At 75.3% G+C, this 19402-nt stretch carries 16 protein-coding genes and 1 riboswitch; of the genes, 6 read left to right on the forward strand and 10 right to left on the reverse strand.

From position 1 onward, the window contains the following. Nucleotides 1–98: 98 nt before the first annotated feature. The 4 genes from pntB to ACFTWP_RS15460 all read right to left on the reverse strand — a co-directional run bounded on the left by pntB (nt 99) and on the right by ACFTWP_RS15460 (nt 4990). Complete coding sequence (pntB, locus tag ACFTWP_RS15445; RefSeq protein ID WP_380265022.1) at nt 99–1562, reverse strand: Re/Si-specific NAD(P)(+) transhydrogenase subunit beta; 1464 nt, start codon at nt 1560–1562, stop codon at nt 99–101. Between the two features lie 5 nt (nt 1563–1567). Then, on the reverse strand, nt 1568–3142 hold the full coding sequence (locus ACFTWP_RS15450) for a Re/Si-specific NAD(P)(+) transhydrogenase subunit alpha (protein ID WP_380265023.1): 1575 nt from the start codon (nt 3140–3142) through the stop codon (nt 1568–1570). Nucleotides 3143–3651: 509 nt separating this feature from the next. Continuing rightward, nucleotides 3652–4440 carry an alpha/beta hydrolase gene (locus ACFTWP_RS15455; RefSeq protein ID WP_380265024.1) on the reverse strand — a complete coding sequence of 263 codons (789 nt, stop codon included), beginning with the start codon at nt 4438–4440 and terminating at the stop codon, nt 3652–3654. 220 nt (nt 4441–4660) lie between these two features. Then, a complete protein-coding gene (locus ACFTWP_RS15460; protein ID WP_380265025.1) occupies nt 4661–4990 on the reverse strand; it encodes a DUF6401 family natural product biosynthesis protein in 330 nt (109 codons plus the stop codon). A gap of 196 nt (nt 4991–5186) precedes the next feature. Between ACFTWP_RS15460 and ACFTWP_RS15465 the strand changes: the two genes are divergently transcribed. Next, nucleotides 5187–6113: an LLM class F420-dependent oxidoreductase gene (locus tag ACFTWP_RS15465; protein ID WP_380265026.1), complete on the forward strand. Its 927-nt coding sequence runs from the start codon at nt 5187–5189 to the stop codon at nt 6111–6113. Nucleotides 6114–6345: 232 nt separating this feature from the next. Continuing rightward, nucleotides 6346–7200 carry an S-methyl-5'-thioadenosine phosphorylase gene (locus ACFTWP_RS15470; RefSeq protein ID WP_380265027.1) on the forward strand — a complete coding sequence of 285 codons (855 nt, stop codon included), beginning with the start codon at nt 6346–6348 and terminating at the stop codon, nt 7198–7200. A gap of 322 nt (nt 7201–7522) precedes the next feature. On the opposite strand, the gene ACFTWP_RS15475 is transcribed toward ACFTWP_RS15470, so the two are convergent. The 3 genes from ACFTWP_RS15475 to ACFTWP_RS15485 form a co-directional block, all read right to left on the reverse strand. Further along, nucleotides 7523–8602, reverse strand: coding sequence for a glycosyltransferase family 2 protein (locus ACFTWP_RS15475; protein WP_380265028.1), 1080 nt, complete (start codon nt 8600–8602; stop codon nt 7523–7525). Between the two features lie 293 nt (nt 8603–8895). Then, on the reverse strand, nt 8896–10287 hold the full coding sequence (locus ACFTWP_RS15480; RefSeq protein ID WP_380265030.1) for an MFS transporter: 1392 nt from the start codon (nt 10285–10287) through the stop codon (nt 8896–8898). A 192-nt stretch (nt 10288–10479) separates the two neighbouring features. Beyond that, entirely contained in the window at nt 10480–11232 is a 753-nt protein-coding gene (locus ACFTWP_RS15485) for a class E sortase (protein WP_380265031.1), read from the reverse strand. Between the two features lie 333 nt (nt 11233–11565). Here ACFTWP_RS15485 and ACFTWP_RS15490 point away from each other — a divergent pair, with 333 nt between their 5' ends. Beyond that, nucleotides 11566–12456 (forward strand): GNAT family N-acetyltransferase, encoded by an 891-nt coding sequence (locus ACFTWP_RS15490; protein ID WP_380265032.1) that lies wholly within the window; start codon nt 11566–11568, stop codon nt 12454–12456. A 117-nt stretch (nt 12457–12573) separates the two neighbouring features. Here ACFTWP_RS15490 and ACFTWP_RS15495 read toward each other — a convergent pair whose 3' ends face one another. From ACFTWP_RS15495 to ACFTWP_RS15505, 3 genes are all read right to left on the reverse strand, one after another. Continuing rightward, nucleotides 12574–13731, reverse strand: a complete 1158-nt coding sequence (locus ACFTWP_RS15495) for a phosphoribosylaminoimidazolecarboxamide formyltransferase (protein ID WP_380265033.1) — start codon at nt 13729–13731, stop codon at nt 12574–12576. A 33-nt stretch (nt 13732–13764) separates the two neighbouring features. Next, nucleotides 13765–13849, reverse strand: a riboswitch (ZMP/ZTP riboswitch). A gap of 61 nt (nt 13850–13910) precedes the next feature. Further along, nucleotides 13911–14366 carry a hypothetical protein gene (locus tag ACFTWP_RS15500; protein ID WP_380265034.1) on the reverse strand — a complete coding sequence of 152 codons (456 nt, stop codon included), beginning with the start codon at nt 14364–14366 and terminating at the stop codon, nt 13911–13913. After that, on the reverse strand, nt 14366–15460 hold the full coding sequence (locus ACFTWP_RS15505) for a molybdopterin-dependent oxidoreductase (protein ID WP_380265145.1): 1095 nt from the start codon (nt 15458–15460) through the stop codon (nt 14366–14368). The genes ACFTWP_RS15500 and ACFTWP_RS15505 overlap by 1 nt, the downstream gene beginning before the upstream one ends. A 306-nt stretch (nt 15461–15766) precedes the next feature. On the opposite strand from ACFTWP_RS15505, the gene ACFTWP_RS15510 reads away from it, so the two are divergent. The 3 genes from ACFTWP_RS15510 (at nt 15767) to ACFTWP_RS15520 (ending at nt 19376) form a co-directional block, all read left to right on the forward strand. After that, nucleotides 15767–17230 (forward strand): hypothetical protein, encoded by a 1464-nt coding sequence (locus ACFTWP_RS15510; RefSeq protein WP_380265035.1) that lies wholly within the window; start codon nt 15767–15769, stop codon nt 17228–17230. 178 nt (nt 17231–17408) lie between these two features. Further along, entirely contained in the window at nt 17409–18071 is a 663-nt protein-coding gene (locus tag ACFTWP_RS15515) for an AAA family ATPase (RefSeq protein WP_380265036.1), read from the forward strand. A 312-nt stretch (nt 18072–18383) separates the two neighbouring features. Continuing rightward, complete coding sequence (locus ACFTWP_RS15520; RefSeq protein WP_380265037.1) at nt 18384–19376, forward strand: zinc metalloprotease; 993 nt, start codon at nt 18384–18386, stop codon at nt 19374–19376. The last annotated feature ends 26 nt before the right edge of the window (nt 19377–19402 follow it).

Here is a 19402-nt window from a genome sequence, read left to right on the forward strand (position 1 = left end):
GGACGGCTCGGCGGCCGGCCCGGTGCGCCGGCCGGGGCCCCGCGAGCGGACCGCCGGGCGTCGGGCGCGGGCGGTCCGCTCGCTGGGCGGGTGGCCGGCTAGCCGGCCGTCGTCTTCTGACGGGCGGGCCGGGCGGGCGCGTCCTGGGCCTGGCCGCCGAGGGCCTGGAGGATCGCGTCCACGCTCTGCTTGGCGTCACCGAAGAGCATGCTGCTGTTCTCGCGGAAGAACAGCGGGTTCTGCACACCCGCGTAGCCGGACGCCATCGAGCGCTTGAAGACGATCACCTGCTCCGCCTCCCACACCCGCAGCACCGGCATCCCGGCGATGGGGCTCGACGGGTCGTCGGTGGCGGCCGGGTTGACGGTGTCGTTGGCGCCGATGACGAGGACGACCGAGGTCTCGGCGAAGTCGTCGTTGATCTCGTCCATCTCCAGGACGATGTCGTACGGCACCTTCGCCTCGGCCAGCAGGACGTTCATGTGCCCCGGCAGGCGCCCGGCCACCGGGTGCACGCCGAAGCGGACGTCGATGCCGCGCTCGCGCAGCCGGCGCGTCAGCTCCGCCACCGGGTGCTGGGCCTGGGCCACCGCCATCCCGTAGCCGGGGGTGATGACCACGGACCTGGCCTGCGCGAGCAGCTCCGCGGTCTCCTCGGCGCGGATCTCGCGGTGCTCGCCCTGCTCCTCGTCCCCGCCCGACGGCGCCTCGATGCCGAAGCCGCCGGCGATGACCGAGAGGAAGGAGCGGTTCATCGCCCGGCACATGATGTACGACAGGTAGGCGCCGGAGGAGCCGACCAGTGCCCCGGTGACGATGAGCAGGTTGTTGTCGAGGAGGAACCCGGCGGCGGCCGCGGCCCAGCCCGAGTAGCTGTTCAGCATGGAGACGACGACGGGCATGTCGCCGCCGCCGATCGAGGCGACCAGGTGCCAGCCGAGGACCAGTGCCAGGACGGTCACCGCGATCATCAGCCCCAGGCCCGGGCTCGCCGTGAACCAGCCGGTGAGCCCCGCGAACGCGGCCAGTGCTCCCACGTTGAGGGCGTTCTTGCCGGGCAGCGTCAGCGGGCGCGAGGCGATCCGGGCGGACAGCTTGAGGAAGGCCACGACGGAGCCGGTGAAGGTGACCCCGCCGATGAAGATGCCGATGAAGACCTCGGCGTGGTGGATGCCCAGCAGGTCGCCGGCGACCAGCGTCTGGGCCGCGCCGTGGGCCTCGACCTCCAGGTAGCCGTTCCAGCCGACCAGGACGGCGGCCAGACCGACGAAACTGTGCAGGACGGCGATGAGTTCGGGCATCTGCGTCATCTCGACCCGCCGCGCCTGCCACAGGCCCGCGGCGCCGCCGATCACCATCGCGAGGACGATCAGGGCGACCGCCCCCGCGGTGATGCTCTGCGCCGCCAGCACGACGGTGGCGACCAGGGCGAGGGCCATGCCCACGATGCCGTAGATCACGCCGGCACGCGAGGTCCGGTGCTGGGACAGCCCGGCCAGGCTGAGGATGAAGAGCAGCGCGGCGACCAGGTCCGCGGCGTGGGACGCCGTCGTGGAAGTCATCGGGCTCAGCGCCTTTCGGGGGCAGTCGAGAACATGTTCAGCATGCGGCGGGTCACGGCGAAACCGCCGAAGATGTTCACGCTCGTCAGCAGCACCGCCACGAACGACAGCGTCGTCACGACCCAGCTCTGGTGCCCGATCTGCAGCAGGGCGCCGATCACGACGATCCCGGAGATCGCGTTGGTCACCGACATCAGCGGGGTGTGCAGCGCGTGGTGGACCTTGCCGATGACGTAGTAGCCGATGACCACCGCCAGCGCGAACACCGTGAAGTTCTCGGCGAGTTGGGTCGGTGCGAAGGCGATCAGCAGGAAGACCGCCAGCATTCCCAGACCGATCAGGCCGAACCGCACCGCCGGCGTGAGCCGGGACTCCTTCACCCCCGCCGGCGCGGCGGGGGCCGCGGGCGCGGCGCCGGGGGCGGGGGCGGCCGACACGGCCACCGGCGGCGGGGGCCAGGTGACCTCGCCGGCCCGGACCACCGTCACGGCCCGCTGGACGACGTCGTCGAAGTCGATGACCAGCCGGCCGTCCTTGCCCGGGGTGAGCAGCCTCAGCAGGTTCACCAGGTTGGTGCCGAACAGCTGCGACGCCTGGGTGGCCAGCCGGCCGGCCAGGTCGGTGTAGCCGATGATGGTGACGCCGTTGTCGGTGACCACCGCCCGGCCGGGCACGGTGCCCTCGACGTTGCCGCCCTGCGCGGCGGCCATGTCGACGATGACGCTGCCCGGCTTCATCGCCGCCACGTCCGCGGCGGTGACCAGCCGCGGGGCGGGCCGGCCCGGGATCAGCGCGGTCGTGACGATGATGTCCACGTCCTTGGCCTGCTCGTGGTAGAGCGCGGCGGCGGCGAGGTCGTAGTCGGCGGAGGTCGCCTTGGCGTAGCCGTCGGTGCTCGCCTCCTGCACGACGTCCACGGGCAGGTACTCGCCGCCCAGCGAGCGGACCTGGTCCGCGACCTCGGGCCGTGGATCGGTGGCGCGGACGATCGCGCCCAGACTGGACGCCGCGCCGATCGCGGCCAGCCCGGCCACGCCGACGCCGGCCACCAGGACCTTCGCCGCCGGCACCTTGCCGGCGGCGGTGACCTGACCGGTGAAGAAGCGCCCGAACACGTGGGCGGCCTCGATCACCGCCCGGTACCCGGCGATGTTCGCCATCGAACTGAGGACGTCCATCGACTGCGCCCGCGAGATCCGCGGGACGGCGTCCAGCGCGAGTGCCGTGACACCGCGCGCGGACAACTCCTGCACCAGCTCAGGGCGCTGGGCCGGCGCGAGCAGGCCGATGACGGTGGCGCCCGCGCGCAGTTTGGCGATCTCGTCGCCCGTCGGTGCGTTGACCTTGAGGACCACCTCGGCCGCCCAGGCGTCACCGATGCTCGCACCGGCCTCGGTGTAGGCCCGGTCGGTGAAGTCGGAGGCCGCGCCGGCCTCCGAGTCGACGACGACCTCGTAGCCGAGGTCGAGCAACTGCCGTACCGTCGCGGGCGTCGCCGCGACGCGGGTCTCCCCGGCGGTCGACTCGGCGACCACGCCGATGCGCTGGGGCGGATGGTGGGTCGGGACCTGTGCAGACATGTCTGGTGTCTCTCTCGTCGGAGGCGTTGCTGACCGGGCATCTGCGACAGCGGCGAGTGCTCCACCCGCTGGTCGCAGGAACGTACACCGAGTCGGCCTCCGGGGCCGAGAGCGCAAGGCAGTGATTAGCCTCACTGAGTGATCGGGGCACGGCGGACGGGTAACCGTGCCACCGGACGGGCGAGCGCCCGCCGCGGTGCGGGGGCCGGACGCCGGTCGGGGATCATGCCTGGTACGGGACAACGCCCGCGTCTGACACGGGCGTTGCGGGAGTGCGGTGATGCGTCGTCGAACCGTCGCCCCCGATGCGGTTTCAGCTCACGGTGAACTGCAGCGACCTGACACAGAGGGTGCTCGCCACCGGGGACGTGTGCCGGTGCGGGGCGACGGGGTGGTCGACCGGTCGGACGGCCTCGCCGGTCAGCCGGGCGGGGCCGCAGCGGTGGTCAGGGTCGTGTGCGACCCGACCCCGGGCCTGCGTGCCGACGGCGCCGCCCGCCGTCGACCGTTCAGCGCTCGGTGCCGACCGGGTGCGCGGGCCGGTCGGTGGCCGGCCGGGTGCGGGGCAGCGACGGCAGCGGCAGGTCGAGCCCGGCGGTGTCCGCGCCGCGCAGGGCGAGAGCGGCCGCCACCTCGTCCGGGAGGGGCCGCAGGCCCAACAGGCCGGCGGTGAGGCGGGCGGTCGCCCGGTGCCAGTCGCCCGCGCGGCGCAGCAGGGTGTGACCGCTGTCGGTCACCGTGTAGCCGCAGACCTGGGCGCCCGCAGCCCGGGCCCGGGCTGCGAACAGCCGGGTGTCGGCCGGCGCCGTGACCCGGTCGCGGTCGCCGTGCAGCATCAGCACGTCGCGGCCGTCCAGCTGCTCGCAGGGGTCGTTCGCCGGGCACCAGGGGGCCAGCGCCACGACACCGGTGACGCTGGGGTGGCCTCCCGAGCGCAGGGCCGCCCGGCCGCCCATCGAGTGGCCGACCAGGACGGTCGGGACGTGGCCCAGCTCCTCGGCGAGGTCGTTGAGGGCGGCGACGGTGTCCCGGGCGGCGTCCGCCCGGTCACCGTTCCAGCCCCGGTGCCGGTAGCGCACCACGCCGATCGCGACGCCGGCGCCGGCCGTCTCCCGCCGGACGGCCCGGACGAAACCCTGCATCCGCAGGCCCGGCAGGTTCAGCCTCCCCGGCCTGGCGAGCCCGTGCTCCTGCCCCCCGTGCAGCACCAGCACCGCCGCGGACGGCTGCTCGGGCACGACCCGCCACACCAGCGCCTGGTGGCCCTCCGCCCCGCCCCTGCACACCTGCGTGTTCACCCTGACCGTTCCCGCCGTCGATCGCTTCGTGGACCGCCACTGTACGCGCCGGGCGCACGGCGGCAGCGGGTTTCCGCCCGATCGCCCGATCGGGGGAAGGCGCGAGAGGGGAGTGCAGGGGGTGAACAGCCGGGGTCCACGCCGGTGCGCAGTCGCCGTCCGGGCGGGCCCCCGGGGGCGGGGCCTCAGGACGCAGGAGTCGGGGCCCGGGAGCCGGGACTCAGGAGTCGAGGAGCCCGTTCTGGTGCACCAGCCAGCAGATCGCCGTCAGGCGGTCCACCGCGTAGTCGTACCCGACCTGCTGGTTCCAGCCGACCTCGGCCAGCGCGTCCAGGAACCCCAGGGCGTAGTCGGTGAGCTCGGCGCGCAGCAACGGCCGCGGCATCAGCTCGGGACCCTGGGCGTACAGCCGCTCGCGGATCTCGGCGGCGTGCTGGTCGACGGCCGCGACGAAGCCCGGCTCGGCGGCGAACTCGGCCAGGCGCGGGGTGTAGGAAGCCACGATGCCGGTCAGCGGGCAGCCGGCTGCTTCGTCGGGAAAGGCGATCACCCGTCGAGGGTAGGCGAGCGGGCCCGCGGGTGCGGCGGGGCCGGAGGAATCGGGGATGAGACCTTGGCCACCCGCCCGCGGCCCGCTCGGCACCTGACCGCCGGATCCCCCGGCGTCGCGCGGCGGCGTACGGGGGATCCGGTCGGACCGGCGGGGCCCCCTTCACCCTTGCCACGGTTCGTACAAGAATGCCGTCATGGATCTTCGTGTCTTCACCGAACCCCAGCAGGGCGCCTCCTACGACACGCTGCTGCGCGTCGCCCGCACGGCCGAGCAGCTCGGCGTCTTCAGTGCCTTCTTCCGCTCCGACCACTACCTCAGCATGGGCGACGCGGACGGCCTCCCCGGCCCCACCGACGCGTGGATCACGCTGGCCGGCCTCGCCCGGGAGACGGACACCATCCGGCTCGGCACCCTGATGACGGCGGCGAGCTTCCGGCTGCCCGGCGTCCTGGCGATCCAGGTCGCCCAGGTGGACGCGATGAGCGGCGGCCGGGTCGAGCTCGGGCTCGGCGCCGGCTGGTACGCGCAGGAGCACGCGGCGTACGGCATCCCGTTCCCGAAGGAGCGCTTCGGCCGGCTGGAGGAGCAGCTCGCCGTGATCACCGGGCTCTGGCAGACCAAGCTGGGCGACACCTTCGACTTCCAGGGCACCTACTACCAGCTGTCGGACTCCCCGGCGCTGCCCAAGCCCGTCCAGCAGCGGATCCCGGTGCTGGTCGGCGGCACCGGGCCGCGGCGCACGCCCGAGCTGGCCGCCCGGTACGCCGACGAGTTCAACCTGCCCTTCGTCTCGGCGGGGGAGAGCCGGGCGCACTTCGACCGGGTGCGCGCCGCGGTCGAGCAGGCCGGGCGCCGCGCCGAGGACCTGGTGTACTCCAACGCGCTGGTGGCCTGCGTCGGCAGGGACGACGCCGAGGTGGCGCGGCGGGCCGCGGCCATCGGCCGCGAGGTCGCCGAGCTGAAGGCCAACGGCCTGGCCGGCACCCCGGACGAGGTGGTGGAGAGCATCGGCCGCTACGCGCGGGCCGGCACCGAGCGGATCTACCTGCAGATCCTCGACCTGGACGACCTCGACCACCTGGAGCTGATCGCCGACCGGATCGCCCCGCAGATCGCCTGAACCTCCCCGCGGCGTCGGCCGGTGTCGGCGCCGGTACGGGGGCCGGACCGCCCGGGCGCCCGGGCCGGGGCCGGTGGGCCACCGGGGCCGGCGCCGCCCGTCCGCGATTCGTAAGGCCGCGACCGGCCCGGCGGTCGCCGGCCGCGGCCTAGGGTGGGGCGGCGGGCGCCCGCCGCCCCCGCCGGGCCCGGAGCGGGCCCCGCCACCCGGACCCGACCGAAAGGCTGACCCCATGTCAGGAAGCACCGGCCCCGCGCCCGCCGAACTCGGCGTGATCGGCGGCTCCGGCCTGTACGCACTCCTCGACGACGTGTCCGAGGTCGTCGTCGACACCCCGTACGGACCGCCGAGCGACTCGCTGTTCGTCGGCGAGGCGGCCGGCCGCCGGGTGGCCTTCCTGCCGCGCCACGGCCGGGGCCACGGGCTGCCGCCGCACCGCATCAACTACCGGGCCAACCTGTGGGCCCTGCACTCGCTGGGCGTCCGGCAGGTGCTGGCCCCCTGCGCCGTCGGCGGGCTGCGTCCCGAGTACGGGCCCGGCACGCTGCTCGTCCCCGACCAGTTCGTGGACCGCACCTCCGGCCGGGTGCAGACCTACTACGACGGTCGGCCGCTGCCCGACGGCTCCGTGCCCGAGGTGGTCCACGTCTCGATGGCCGACCCGTACTGCTCCGACGGGCGCCGGGCCGCCCTCGACGCGGCCCGGGACGCCGCCTGGGAGCCGGTCGACGGCGGCACCCTGGTGGTGATCGAGGGGCCGCGCTTCTCCACCCGGGCTGAGTCCCGCTGGTTCACCGCCAACGGCTGGTCGGTGGTCGGCATGACCGGGCACCCGGAGGCCGTCCTGGCTCGCGAACTCGGCCTCTGCTACACCTCGTTGGCCCTGGTGACCGATCTCGACGCGGGCGTGGAGAGCGGTGCGGGGGTGACTCACGGGGAGGTGCTCGCGGAATTCGCCCGCAACGTCGACCGGCTGCGCACCGTCCTGTTCAAGGCGCTGGAGAGCCTGCCCGGCACCCGCGAGTGCGCCTGCACGCACGCCCTGGACGGGCTCAGCACCGGTCTGGCCGGGGTGCCCTCGCCCTGACGGCGGCGGCCTGCGGCCGACGGGCTCAGCGGCCGGCCCCGGGCACGGCGGCGCCGACGACCGCTGGGAGCGGACCTACGGCCGCGACGAGGGGTTGGACCAGCCGCCCACCACCGGCGGTCACACCCGGCTCCCGCCGGGCCGACGGGACGAGGTGCCGGCAGGCGTGGGTGCCGCCGTCGACGCGGTGGGCGGCACCTTCACCATGCGATACGCCACGCTGGCGGTCACCGCACCGCGAACCGCGGTCGCCCGACCTGGTCGCCCGGCGGCGCCGCCCACCGTACGGGGGCCGCCGCCGGGCGGGCGACCGGCTCGCCGGTCAGGCGGCCGCGGCCGCCGGGCGGCGCAGGCGCAGCACCTGGGCACGGCGGCGGTACAGCCGGTGCATCCGCTGCAGGGTGACGAACTCGTTCATCCGGTTCGCCAGCGTCAGGCGGTACTTCACCCGCAGCGGGGCGCCCAGGGCGTTGACCTGCTCGACGCCGATCGTCCGCAGCAGCCGGCTGACGTGCTGCTGGTAGGCCTCGCGGTAGGCGCGGTCGCCGTCCGGCACCGACCAGAAGAACATCGGCAGTTCCTCGACGAGGGTGTTCCGGTCGTAGTGGCGCAGGTAGTCGCGGAACTTCGGCTCGGGCTGGGCGAGCAGCCACTCGCGGACGAGCTCGATGGACCGCACGCGGTCGATCAGACCCTTGGGATCGGTCTTCATCTGGGTGATCGACATGTCCCCGGCGTCGCGCACCCGCCAGTGGTAGATCGGCTCGGAGAGCACGTCCACACTGCCCGCGAGGAAGTGGTGCGGCACGCTGACCGGGGCGTCCTCGTACAGGATGCCCTCGGGGTAGAGGATGCCGGCCTCGTCGAAGAAGCTGCGGCGGTACACCTTGTTCCACGCGGTGCGGTCGGTGACCAGGGACGGGATCTCGGACACGTGGCTCTTGAGCCGGGTCTCGCGGAACGGCTTGCGGTGGGCGTGCGACTGGTAGTGCTCGGCCGTCCGGAAGCGCAGTGCGTTCCCGGCGGCGAAGTCGGAACCGGTCTCGTCCAGGGTGCTGACCATCAGCTCGTACGCGCCGGGCGGCAGCGTGTCGTCGCTGTCCATGAAGGCCAGGTACTCGGTGCCGCCCAGGTGCCGCAGGCCGGTGTTGCGGGCCGCGCCGAGGCCCTGGTTGTCCTGCTGGACCAACCGGAACCGCGGGTCGCCGGCGGCGTACGTCCTGGCGATGGCCGCGCTGTCGTCGGTCGAGCCGTCGTCGACCATCACGCACTCGAAGGCGCCGAAGGTCTGGGCCGCGATCGAGTCGAGGCACTCCTGGAGGTAGCGCTCGACGTTGTAGATCGGGACGACGACGGAGAGTCGGGGGTCCATCGGCTCCGCGGGCCTTTCGGTCAGGGGCATGTGACCGGCCCTGCGGCCGATCATCGGGGTGATCGGTCGGAGACTAACGCCGAACCCGGTGTGCTCCGTGTCCGCTACGTCGCCAGAACATGAACTCTTGGTGTCGACGAGGAGTCCGGCTCCGCCGACCAGGACATCAATGCCCTGAGGGCCGATATTAGTTGAAACACCTGAGTTGCCGTCAAGCGGTGGAAATCCGGTGATCCCGGCCTTCCCGGCCCGCGGACCCGGCGTCCCGGGCCGGCTGCCGCCGCCCGGCGGGGCGGCCGCCGCCCGCCCCGCCGGGCGACCGCTCACCCCGCGTGCTCCGGACGACCGTGCCGGGGGTGGCCGGTCCCCGGACGACCGTGCTCGGGGTCGCCGTGCTCGGGGTCGCCGGTCCGGCCGGCCGGACCGCTCCGGCGGGCCAGCACGGCCGCGATCACCAGGTACGGCAGTGCGGAGAGGGCGAACAGGGCGGCGTGCGAGGCGTGCCCGGAGGCGGCGCCGTAGACGGCGTACGCCAGCAGGGTGGTGAGGCCGGTCCCGAGGCCGCCGAGGGAGGTGACGGTGGCCCGGCTGCGTCCGGTGACGGCCTCCTGGAGGCGGGCGTCGGTGACCACGTCGGTGGCCTGGAAGACCGCGAAGGCCAGGGCGAGCAGGACGAAGCCGCCCGGAATCCCCCATCGGGCGCCGACCGCCAGCGCCCCGGCCGCGAGCGCGAGTGCCGCGCCGAGCGCGCGGCCGGACAGCAGCTCCGCCCGTCCGGCCAGCAGGCCGCCGGCGGTGACGCCGGTCCAGACCAGGAGGGACAGCGGCGGGACTTCCGCCGTGCCGGCGCCGGCCTCGGCGGCGAGCAGCGGGACGTACTCGTCCAGCGCCCCCCACACCGTGGTGACGGCTACGGCCAGCACCAGGGCGTTCCGGACGCGGGGGTGGCCGCGGACCTCGGACAGCCCCTCGCGCAGGGTGTGCAGGTAGCCGCCCGCGGGCCGCGCCGGCCCGGCCGCGCCGGCGGACCCGCCGTCCGTTGCCCCGCCGTCGGTCGCGCCGTCGGCCGGGCCGTCCTTCGTACCGACGGTCGTGCCCTTCGCCGGGGCCGGCCGGTGCTCGGGCAACCGGGTGGCGGTGGCGGCGCAGAGCAGGCAGGCCGCGACGCTCGCCACCCCGAGGCCCGGGTACCCGGCCAGCGCGAAGACCGGCGTGGCCAGGGCGGTGGCGGCCACCGTGGCGGCGGTGCCCACGGCGCTCGCGCGGCCCATCAGCCGGGGGTAGCGGGCGGTGGCGCCGTGCCGGTCGAGCCCCTCGTAGACCAGCGCCTCCAGCGCGCCGGAGCGCAGCGCGCCGCCCGCGCCCCAGAGCACGAAGCCGGCGGCGAAGGCCGGGAAGGTGGGCAGCGCCACCCAGAGGCCGAAGCCCGCGGCCGACAGCAGCGGGCCGAGGACCAGCAGCAGGCGCCGGGAGACGAGGTCGGCCCAGACGCCGGACGGCACCTCCAGGAGCACGCCGGTGAGCGACCAGACGGCGAACAGCACGGAGATCTCGCCGGTGCCCAGGCCGTGGTCGGCGAACAGCAGCGCGTACACGGGGTAGAGCAGGACGAAGTCCTCGAAGCCCGTGTAGCAGAGGAGGGTGCGCTCCAGGCGGCGCACGGCGCGGTCGGGCCGGCCGGCCCGGGTGGGCGGGCCGAAGACGGGGAAGGGCATGGAAGGTCCTTCTGCGGGAGGCGAACGGGGGCGACGGTCACTCGTCGCACCCGGTGGCCCCCGGCAGCCCGTTCCCCCCGGACCTTCGGCGGGGGATCCGGCGGAGGATCAATGTCGTCGTCGGCTCATGGCACCCAGTCTACGAGCGCGGCGGACGAACCCCGGGGCCGTTTCCGGTCATCCGCCGCCTCGTCACCCGGTCGTCGCGTCGGCCCGGCCGCGCAGGACGCCGACCCTGTCGATGCGGTGCTCGGGGTTCCCCCGGTCGTCGCGCCAGCGGTTCCCGGCCGCGTTGTCCTCGGGGGTGGCGCAGGTGGAGATGGTGATCATCGCCTCGGTCGGAGCCACCCCGGGGGATCCCGGCACGGCGGCCCGCTGCTCGGCCAGCGAGCGCTCCGAGCGGAAGGACGTCGTCCTGCTCGCGGTGATCTCGTACGTGTAGACCGTGCCCCCGACCGTGACGGTGACCAGCTCGCCCGGGGCCAGCTCGGGCAGGTTCCGCAGCGGCCCGCCCGCCGACAGCCGGTGCGCCGTCACCAGGTAGTTGCCGACCTGCCCGGGGCTCACCCCGCCGGTCTCCCCGTACGGGCTGGCCGCCACTCCGCCGTCCTGGATCCGGGTGCCGGCCAGGTCGTCGGTGGTCCCCTCGTAGGGGACGACCTGCAGTCCGGTGACGCCGATGGACGGGATGGCGAGCGTCGCCGTCAGGGTGCGGGTGTCCGGTGCCGGCGTCGGGCTGTCCGACGGCGGCGGGGACGGCGCCGAGGGCGAAGCGGCGGCCGGGGAGGTGGCGGCCGGGGACGTGGGTGCGGTGGGGGACGTCGGGGCGGACGTGGCGGGCCTCGCCGCGGCCGACGGGTCGGCGGCCTGCGGGGTCGCGCAGCCCGCGAGCAGCGCGAGGACGGCGCCGGCGAGCGCGACGGGGACGACTCGGTTGCGTCGCATGTGGGTCTCTCCGCATCGGCGGCGGGCCGGGGCACGGTCCGCGCCGGGGACGATCGGTCCGAACGCCGGGCCGCTCGGGGCGCCGGGCCCGGAACCGGTTCGGGTACGACCACCAGTATGTCCCCGCCCCGGTCACGAACCGGTCTCGCCCGGCCGGCCGGGCGGCGTCGAAACCCGCTTGCGGGGGCCGGACCCGGTGGATAGCGTCGCGGGGCCCTCCGGCCCGGAGCGGCGCCGTCGGCGGGGGCGGGGGCGGGTGCGCGGCGGACGTCCAGGGGCGTCGGCGGCCGACCGGCCCCCCGGTCGGCGGTCACCTCCGATCGTGGAGCCGACTTGTCGATTCGCCTCACCGCCCTGACCGACCCCGAGCGCACGGCCGGCAGCCACCGCCTGGCGTGGCTCGCGACCGGCCCGACCGGGGCCCCGGTGGGATCGGCCTTCCTGCGCCTGTTCACCACGGGCGGGCAGGACCACCTGGCCGAGCTGGAGATCGAGGTGCATCCCGCCGAGCGGCGCACCGGCGTGGGCTCCGAACTGCTGGTCGCCGCGCTGGCCGCCGCCCGGGCGGACGGGCGCCGCCGCGTGACGGCGCAGGCGGGGACGGACACGCCGGGGGACGGGTTCCTCGCGGCCCGGGGCTTCCGCCCGGTGCTGACCCTCACCTTCGCCCGGCTCGGATGCGCGGACGTGGACCGCGCGGCCCTGGCGGAGGCCGTCCGGCAGCAGCCCCCGGGCTACCGACTGGTCTCCTGGGACGGAACCGTCCCCGAGCACCTGGCGGCGACCTTCGCCGCCTCCCGCCGCGCGATGGACGACATGCCGATGGACGAGGCGGACCACGGCGTCGTGGTCTGGGACGTGGACCGGGTCCGGGCGGTGGCCGAGGCGGTCGAGCGGCGGGGCGAGCTGCTGCACACGGTGGCCGCCGTGGACGCGTCCGACGGGGCGGTCGTCGGTTTCACCGAGCTGGTCGTCCCGGGCGACGGGCGGGGCGACGCCCAGCACTACGGCACCGGTGTCCTGCCCGAGCACCGCGGGCACGGGCTGGCCCGCTGGATGAAGGCGGAGTCCGTCCGGCGGGCGGTCGAGCGCCACCCGGGGCTGGAGGGACTGCTGACCGACACGGCCGAGGGCAACCGGTGGATGCGCGCCGTCAACGACGGGCTCGGCTACCTGCCCACGCACCGGACCCGGCTGTACCAGCTCGACCTCCGGGCCCCGTGACCGGGACGCCCCGTGACCGGGACGCGCCGTGACCGGACGCGGTGCGGGCGGCCGCGGGCCTGACCGCAGGGCCGGGGCCCCGAGCGGTGGCCGCTCCGGTCCGGGGCCCCGGCGGCCTCAGTGGTGGAAGAGCCGGAGTCCGGTGCGGGCGAGGGCGATCCCGTGCTCACGGCAGGCGTCCGCGACCTCGGCGGAGCGGATCGATCCGCCCGGCTCGGCGATGTAGGCGACGCCGTGCCGGTGGGCGTGGTCGACGTTGTCGCGGAAGGGCAGGGCGCCGTCCGAGACGAAGGCGACCCCGTCCAGTCCCGCACGCCACCGGGCCCGCTGGTCATCCGTCAGTTCGGGTGCCGGCGCGGCCAGGGCGGCCGACAGCCGGGCGTTCTCGTCCGGGGTGAGGTCCCCCTCGACGAAGCGGATCTGCCAGTTGATCCGGTCCTGCCGCCGGATCTCCGGCCGGAAGGCGAGGGAGCGCACCGCGGGGTGGCGGCGCAGCCACCAGGTGTCGGTCTTGGCGCCGGCGAGGCGGGTGCAGTCCACCCGGGACTGCTGGCCGGCGCCGATCCCCAGCGTCTGACCGCCGCGCAGGTAGCAGACCGAGTTGGACTGGGTGTAGCGCAGGACGGTCAGGCCCAGCAGGAGGTCCTCGGACGCCGCCGCCGGCAGCGCCCCGCAGACGAGGTCGTCCAGCAGGGAGGCGGAGAGCTCCCGGTCGTCGCGCTGCTGGGTGAGCTGCAGGCCGAAGACCTCGCGGGTCTCGCGCCGCGGGGGTACGAACGCGGGGTCCGCCTCCATCACCAGGAAGCGGCCGTTCTTCTTCCGGCCGAGGCTCTCCACCGTGCCCGGGGCGTACCCGGGCGCGATGACGCCGTCGCAGACCACCCGGGTCAGCAGTTCGGCGAGCTCGGCGTCGACCGGGTGCGAGAGGGCGGCGAAGTCCCCGTAGGAGGATTTCGGGTCGGCGTCGCGGGCCCGGAGGTAGGCACTGGTGAGCGCGCCCACCCGGTCGGGGTCGACGCCGTAGAGCTCGGCCGTGACCGGGTCGACCGCCCCGGCGAGCGCCGCACCGGCCGGCGAGACGTGCTTGAAGGAGGCGGCAGCCGGTCGGCCGAGGGCCCGGCTCGCCTCCCTCACCAGTTGCCAACTGTTGAGGGCGTCCAGCATGTTGACGTAGGACGGGCTGCCGCGCAGCACTCTGGCCGGCCATCGGCCGGGGTGCGCGGGCAGGGCGCCGGCCGCCTGCTGGTGGGGGTTGGTTCCGTAACGCAGATCCATGTCGTGCCTCCTGTGTCAGCGGGACGTCACTGACGCAGGCGCCCAGGCGGTCGACGCTCACGCGGGAAAGCGACCGCTCCCCGGTGGTTCTCCACCTTCGCCAGTCGCGGCCGAGCGCCATCGTACCCGGGTGCGGGTGGCGCGGGCCGCCCGCACCCGGGTACGGACGGTGTCCCCGGTCAGCCGTCCGACCGCCCCCGCCGGCCGGTTCGGCGGGCGGAGCGCGCCACCGAGGCCAGCGCGGTCCACAGCACGGCGACGACCGCGATCGCGGCCAGCACGAGCAGCCAGTTCCGGAGGTAGGGCAGCGCGAGCACGCTCGGGTTGCCCCGGTCGGCCCCGGAGCGCAGCACGGCCGGCAGGGCCACGGCGGTGACGGCGGCGGCGACGATCAGGCAGGTCCGGACGGGAGTGGTCAGGTCCGGGGCCCTCCGGTCGAGGGCGGCGCGGGCCGGCAGGGCGCCGAGCAGGCAGAGCAGCGGCACCCAGAGGCCGTCGTGGAGCACCACCGCGCCCGCCGCCCAGGTCAGGACGTCCGACGGGTGCCGGATGTAGGGGTCGGTCAGCAACCCGTACAGTCCGTAGCCGGTGAGGGCGAGGCCGGCTCCGGCCAGCACGGTCCGCAGCGTGCGCATCAGAGGACCTCCATCCGGTCGACCCACTTGGTCTGCAGGACGCCGGGCCGGTTCGGCGCGATGATCCGGGCCGGGTAGCCGTGGTCGGGGGCCAGCACCTCGCCGTTGACCCGCAGGGCGAGCAGGGTCAGCGGGTCGCCGGCGTACCCGGACGGCATCTCCGTCACCCGGTACGGGCCGTCCGCCTCCAGCGAGGTGACCCGCACCCCGGCGTCCGCGGGGGCGCCCGCGAGGTCCAGCAGGTCGCGCACCCGGACCCCGGACCAGTGCGCCGAGGCGCTCCAGCCCTCCACGCAGGAGATCGGCAGCTCCACCGTGAACTGCGGCAGTCGCTGCAGGTCCGCGAGGGAGAGCAGGGCCGGGCGCGGGCCGTCCAGCCGCAGCCGCCAGCCGGCCGGGGTGACGGCGGTGCCGGCCTGTACGGCGGTGCGGTTGACCGGCAGGCCCTGCGGGCCGAGGTCGGGGCGGCGCGGGGCGAACAGGTCGGTGCGGCGCAGCCAGGGCACGGTCTGGCCGGCCGTGGTGAGGGTGACCGCGCCGACCGAGGCGGTCACCGCCGTCAGGAAGGCCCGGCGCTGCGCCAGACCGGGCCTGACGCGCCGCCAGTGGGCGGCGATCAGCGGGGCCTTGGCCGCGACGTGCAGCAGCAGGCCGCCGGTGGCCAGCCAGCCCAGCCAGAAGTGCGTCTGGCGGAACGGGAACGGCCACGGGTACCACTGGAGGGTGTTCAGCAGCCCGGTGAACAGCTCCAGCAGCATCGAGGCGACCAGGACGGCGATCCCGAGCCGCTCCAGCAGGTGCAGCACGCTGCGGGCCGGGGGCCAGGCGAAGAGCTGCGGGTACACCGTCCACAACTTCGCGCCGAGCAGCGGGATCGCGGCCGTCCCGCTGATCACGTGCAGCCCCTGGGTGATCCGGTAGCCGTCGGCCGGCCGGCTCGGCAGGGCGCCGGCCAGCCAGTGCGGCGGCTGCTGGAGCAGGTGGCTGACCAGCCCGGTGCCGAAGCAGACCAGCAGCGCGGCGCCGAGCCAGCGGCCGATCACCACGGCGGTGCGCGGCTCGTGCAGCACCGAGCTGAAGGTGCCCTCCCGCAGCGGGCCGCGGCGCAGCGCGTCCGGCGGAGCGGGGAGGGTGAGGTCGTACGGGCGGCGGCGGGGGGTGTCTTCGTCCACCCCGTCATCAGACCTCGGGCGGGGCGCCCGCGGTGGCTTCGACGTGCTTACGGAAGTCCTACGGCGACCGGGCCGCCCGGAGACCTGGAGCCGTCCGCAGCCGCGCCGCCGAGTACCGGGAGCGCCTCCCGGTCGGGCCGCCCCGTGACCGGAGGCGCTGCTTACGGAAGTCGGACGCCGGCCCGCCGATCCGCCGCCCGCGCTCGGCGCGGTGGCAGGCTGACGGCCATGCCCGAGACCCCGCCCGCCCGCCGCTCGGCCGCCACCGCGGTCTGCTGCCTGGCGCTCGCCGCCCTGGTCGTCGCCCTGGCCCTGACCGTCACCGGCGGCGGGACGCTCGGCGCGCGCCGCCCGCTCCACGCCTGGTACGCCGCGGACGCGCTGCTGTTCGCGCTCGCGGTGGGCCTGCTGCGACGGGTGCCGGCGCGGCGGGCCGGGGGGCTGGTGCTGGCCGGCGGTGTGCTGGTGGCCGCCGTCGGGCTGCTCGCCCCGCCCCGGACCAGCGACGACGCGTACCGCTACCTCTGGGACGGCCGGGTGCAGTGGGCCGGCATCTCGCCGTACGCCCACGCCCCGGACGATCCGGCGCTGGCCGCGCTGCGCGCCCGGGCGCCGGAGCTGTTCCCGGTCGGCGGCGACTGCGCCGGCTGGGACGAGCGCCGCGCGGTGGGCGGCTTCTGCAGCCACCTGAACCGACCGGCGGTGCGCACCGTCTATCCGCCCGTCGCCGAGCTGTGGTTCGCCGGCCTCTACCGGGCGGCGGGCGGCTGGGGCGTGCGCGCGGCGCAGGTCGGCGGCGCGCTGCTCGCGGTCGCCACCACCGCCGTCCTGCTGGCGGTGCTGCGGCGCCGGCCGGGGCCGCCCGGCCGTGCCCTGTGGCGGGCGGCGCTCTGGGGCTGGTGTCCGGGCGTCGCGGTGTGGGCCGTCAACGACGCCCATGTGGACGTGCTCGGCGCCCTGCTGACGGTCGCCGGTCTGGGCCTCGCCCCGACCCTCGCGGGGCGTGGGCGCGCCGCGGTGCGCGGGGCGCTGCTCGGCGCGGCCACCGCGACCAAGCTGCTGCCGGCCCTGGCCCTGCCCGGGGCGATGTCCGGCCTGCTGGCCCGCCGTCCGCGCCCGCGGGACCTGGTGCTGCCGCTCGCCGCGCTGGCCGCCTTCGCCCTCGGCTACCTGCCGTACGTGTTGGCCTCCGGCACCGGGGTGGTCGGCTACCTGCCCGGGTACCTGCGCGAGGAGGGCTACGACCAGGACCGGATCGACCGCTTCGCGCTGGTCCGCCTGCTGCTGCCGGACCGGGCGGCGCCGTACGGCGCGGCGCTCGTCCTGCTCGCACTGGTCCTCCACGTGCTGCGCCGGGGCGATCCCGGGCGGCCCTGGCGGGGCGCCCTGCTGGTCACCGGCGGCGCCCTGCTCGCGGCCACCCCCGGCTACCCCTGGTACGGGCTGCTGGTGGTCGCCCTGGTCGGGCTGGACGGCAGGTGGGAGTGGCTGGCGGTGCCGGTCGCCGGGCAGCTGGTCTACCTGCTGGGCGGGCCGGCGCAGCGGCCCGCGTACGCGGCGGCGCTGGTCGCCGTGCTGGCGGGCGCGGCGCTGCGTCGGGCGGTGCGGCGCCGGACCGGCGGGCGGGCGGGTCCTTCGACGGCGAACCGGCGGCGCGCGGAGGGTGTCCGGGCGCCCGGCCCGGGCGGGTGAGCCGGCGGTCGGCGCCCTCGCGCCCCGGCGGGCGGGGAACCGGCCGCCCGCCCGATTTCGTCCCCCTCCGTGAAAAGGGTTCAGTGGGACCGCCCCTGACCACTACTCTTTACTGTCTCTTTGAGAAGTCGGAGCAGGCCCGGGGGGTGACAGGCACCGGGGTCCGGAGGGAGTACTGGTGTCCGAGTCGATGGAGACCGAGCTGTCGGCGCAGCCGGTCCGGGTGCCGCCGCCGCGGCGGGCGCCGCGGCCGGCGGTGCTGCGCCCGCGCGCGCTGCACGATCTGCGAGGCGGGCGGGGCGCGACCGCGCTGCACTACCCGCCGCAGGACCTGCTGGTCGTCTCCGGCCTGCCCGGCAGCGGCAAGAGCACCCTGCTGCGGCGCTCGGTGCGGACGAGGGTGATCGACTCCCAACAGGTCCGGGAGGAGTACGCGGCCAGGGTGCCGGCCTGGCTGCCCTACGCGGTGTACCGGCCGTTCGTCCGGCTGGCGCACTACCGGCGGCTGCGGCGGGCGCTGCTGGCGGGCGGTCCGCTGGCGGTGCACGACTGCGGGGCGCTGCCCTGGGTGCGGCACTGGCTGGCCCGCTCGGCGGCCCGGCAGGGGCGCCGGCTGCACCTGGTGCTGCTGGACGCGAGCAGTGCGGAGGCGCGGGAGGGCCAGCTGGCACGGGGTCAGGCCGTGTCCGCGTACGCCTTCGCCCGGCACTGCCGGGCGGCCGGCCGGCTGCGCACCCGGCTGGCGGGTACCGGCGCGCCGCCGGCGGGGTGCGCCTCGGTGGTGGTGCTGGACCGGGCGGCGGCCCGGCAGTTGGGGGAGATCGCCTTCGTCGCGGCGTAGGCCGACGGCCGGTCGTTCCAGGCCCGGCGCGGGGGCGCTCAGGGGCGAATGACCGGCGTACGGGTGGCAGTGGGCATGCGCACGGTTGGGCCGGGGAAGGGATGGCCAATCAACTTTCGGACAGGGCAGCCATGTTGCCGAGCGGTAAATTCTCCACATCGACCAGCTCTGATCGGGTGAACTTCCGGAGTTCGCCCGATTTGTCGTCAGGATTTTGCGGCCGGTAACAGTATGACGCGTACACGTCGCGCATGCGTAGCCTCGGCTCGACGGCTCCCCACCGCCAACCCCCACTTCTCCACAGGAGAGCAGATGCGTCGTTCTGCCCACGTCCACACGCGTGTCCCCCGCAGACTCCTCAGCGCCGCCGCCCTCGTCGCCACCCTCGCCCTCACCCAGTTCGCCGCCCCCTCGTCCGTCACCGCCGCCTCCGCCCCCACGGCCGCCGGCCAGTGCGTCGGCGAGGACGGCCAGGACTCCGCCGCCCGCCGCGCGGCCGGCAGCCAGGCCCACGAGCCCAACGCCGTCACCGAGGCGCAGGCCGGGGCGATGGACGCCGACCTGAACGCCCGGGTCAAGCAGCTGAGCAAGTCCGCCCAGGGCAGCGCGCTGCTCTCGCCGGCCGTCGCGGCCACCTCGATCCCGGTGTACGTGCACGTCATCCACTCGGGGACGACCGGCAAGCTGACCGCCTCGGACATCAGCAAGCAGCTGTCCGTCCTGAACGCGGCCTACGGCGGCCAGGGCTCGGGCAACACCGCGACCCCGTTCACCTTCACGCTGGCCGGCACCGACTACACCGACAAGGCCGCCTGGTACAACGGCCTCGCGCCCGGGTCGTCCGCCGAGAAGGCCATGAAGACCGCCCTGCGCAAGGGCGGCGCGGGCACCCTCAACCTCTACACCGCGAGCCTCGGGCAGAGCCTGCTCGGCTGGGCGACCTTCCCCAGCTCCTACAGCTCCAACCCCAAGGACGACGGCGTCGTCATCCTCGACACCTCGCTGCCGGGCGGATCGTCCACCAACTACAACGAGGGCGACACCGCCACCCACGAGGTCGGCCACTGGCTCGGCCTCTACCACACCTTCCAGGGCGGCTGCAGCGGCAACGGCGACTACGTCTCCGACACCCCCGCCGAGAAGAGCGCCGCCTACCAGTGCCCGACCGGCCGCGACACCTGCACCGCCGCCGGGCTCGACCCGATCAAGAACTTCATGGACTACACCTACGACTCCTGCATGACCCAGTTCACCCCGGGCCAGGTCACCAGGATGTCCAACTCCTGGGCCTCCTACCGGGCCTGACAACCCTGACGGGTGCGTGGTCGGCG

Source organism: Kitasatospora sp. NPDC057015 (genome assembly GCF_042673745.1).
In the GTDB taxonomy this organism is placed as follows: Bacteria; Actinomycetota; Actinomycetes; order Streptomycetales; family Streptomycetaceae; genus Kitasatospora.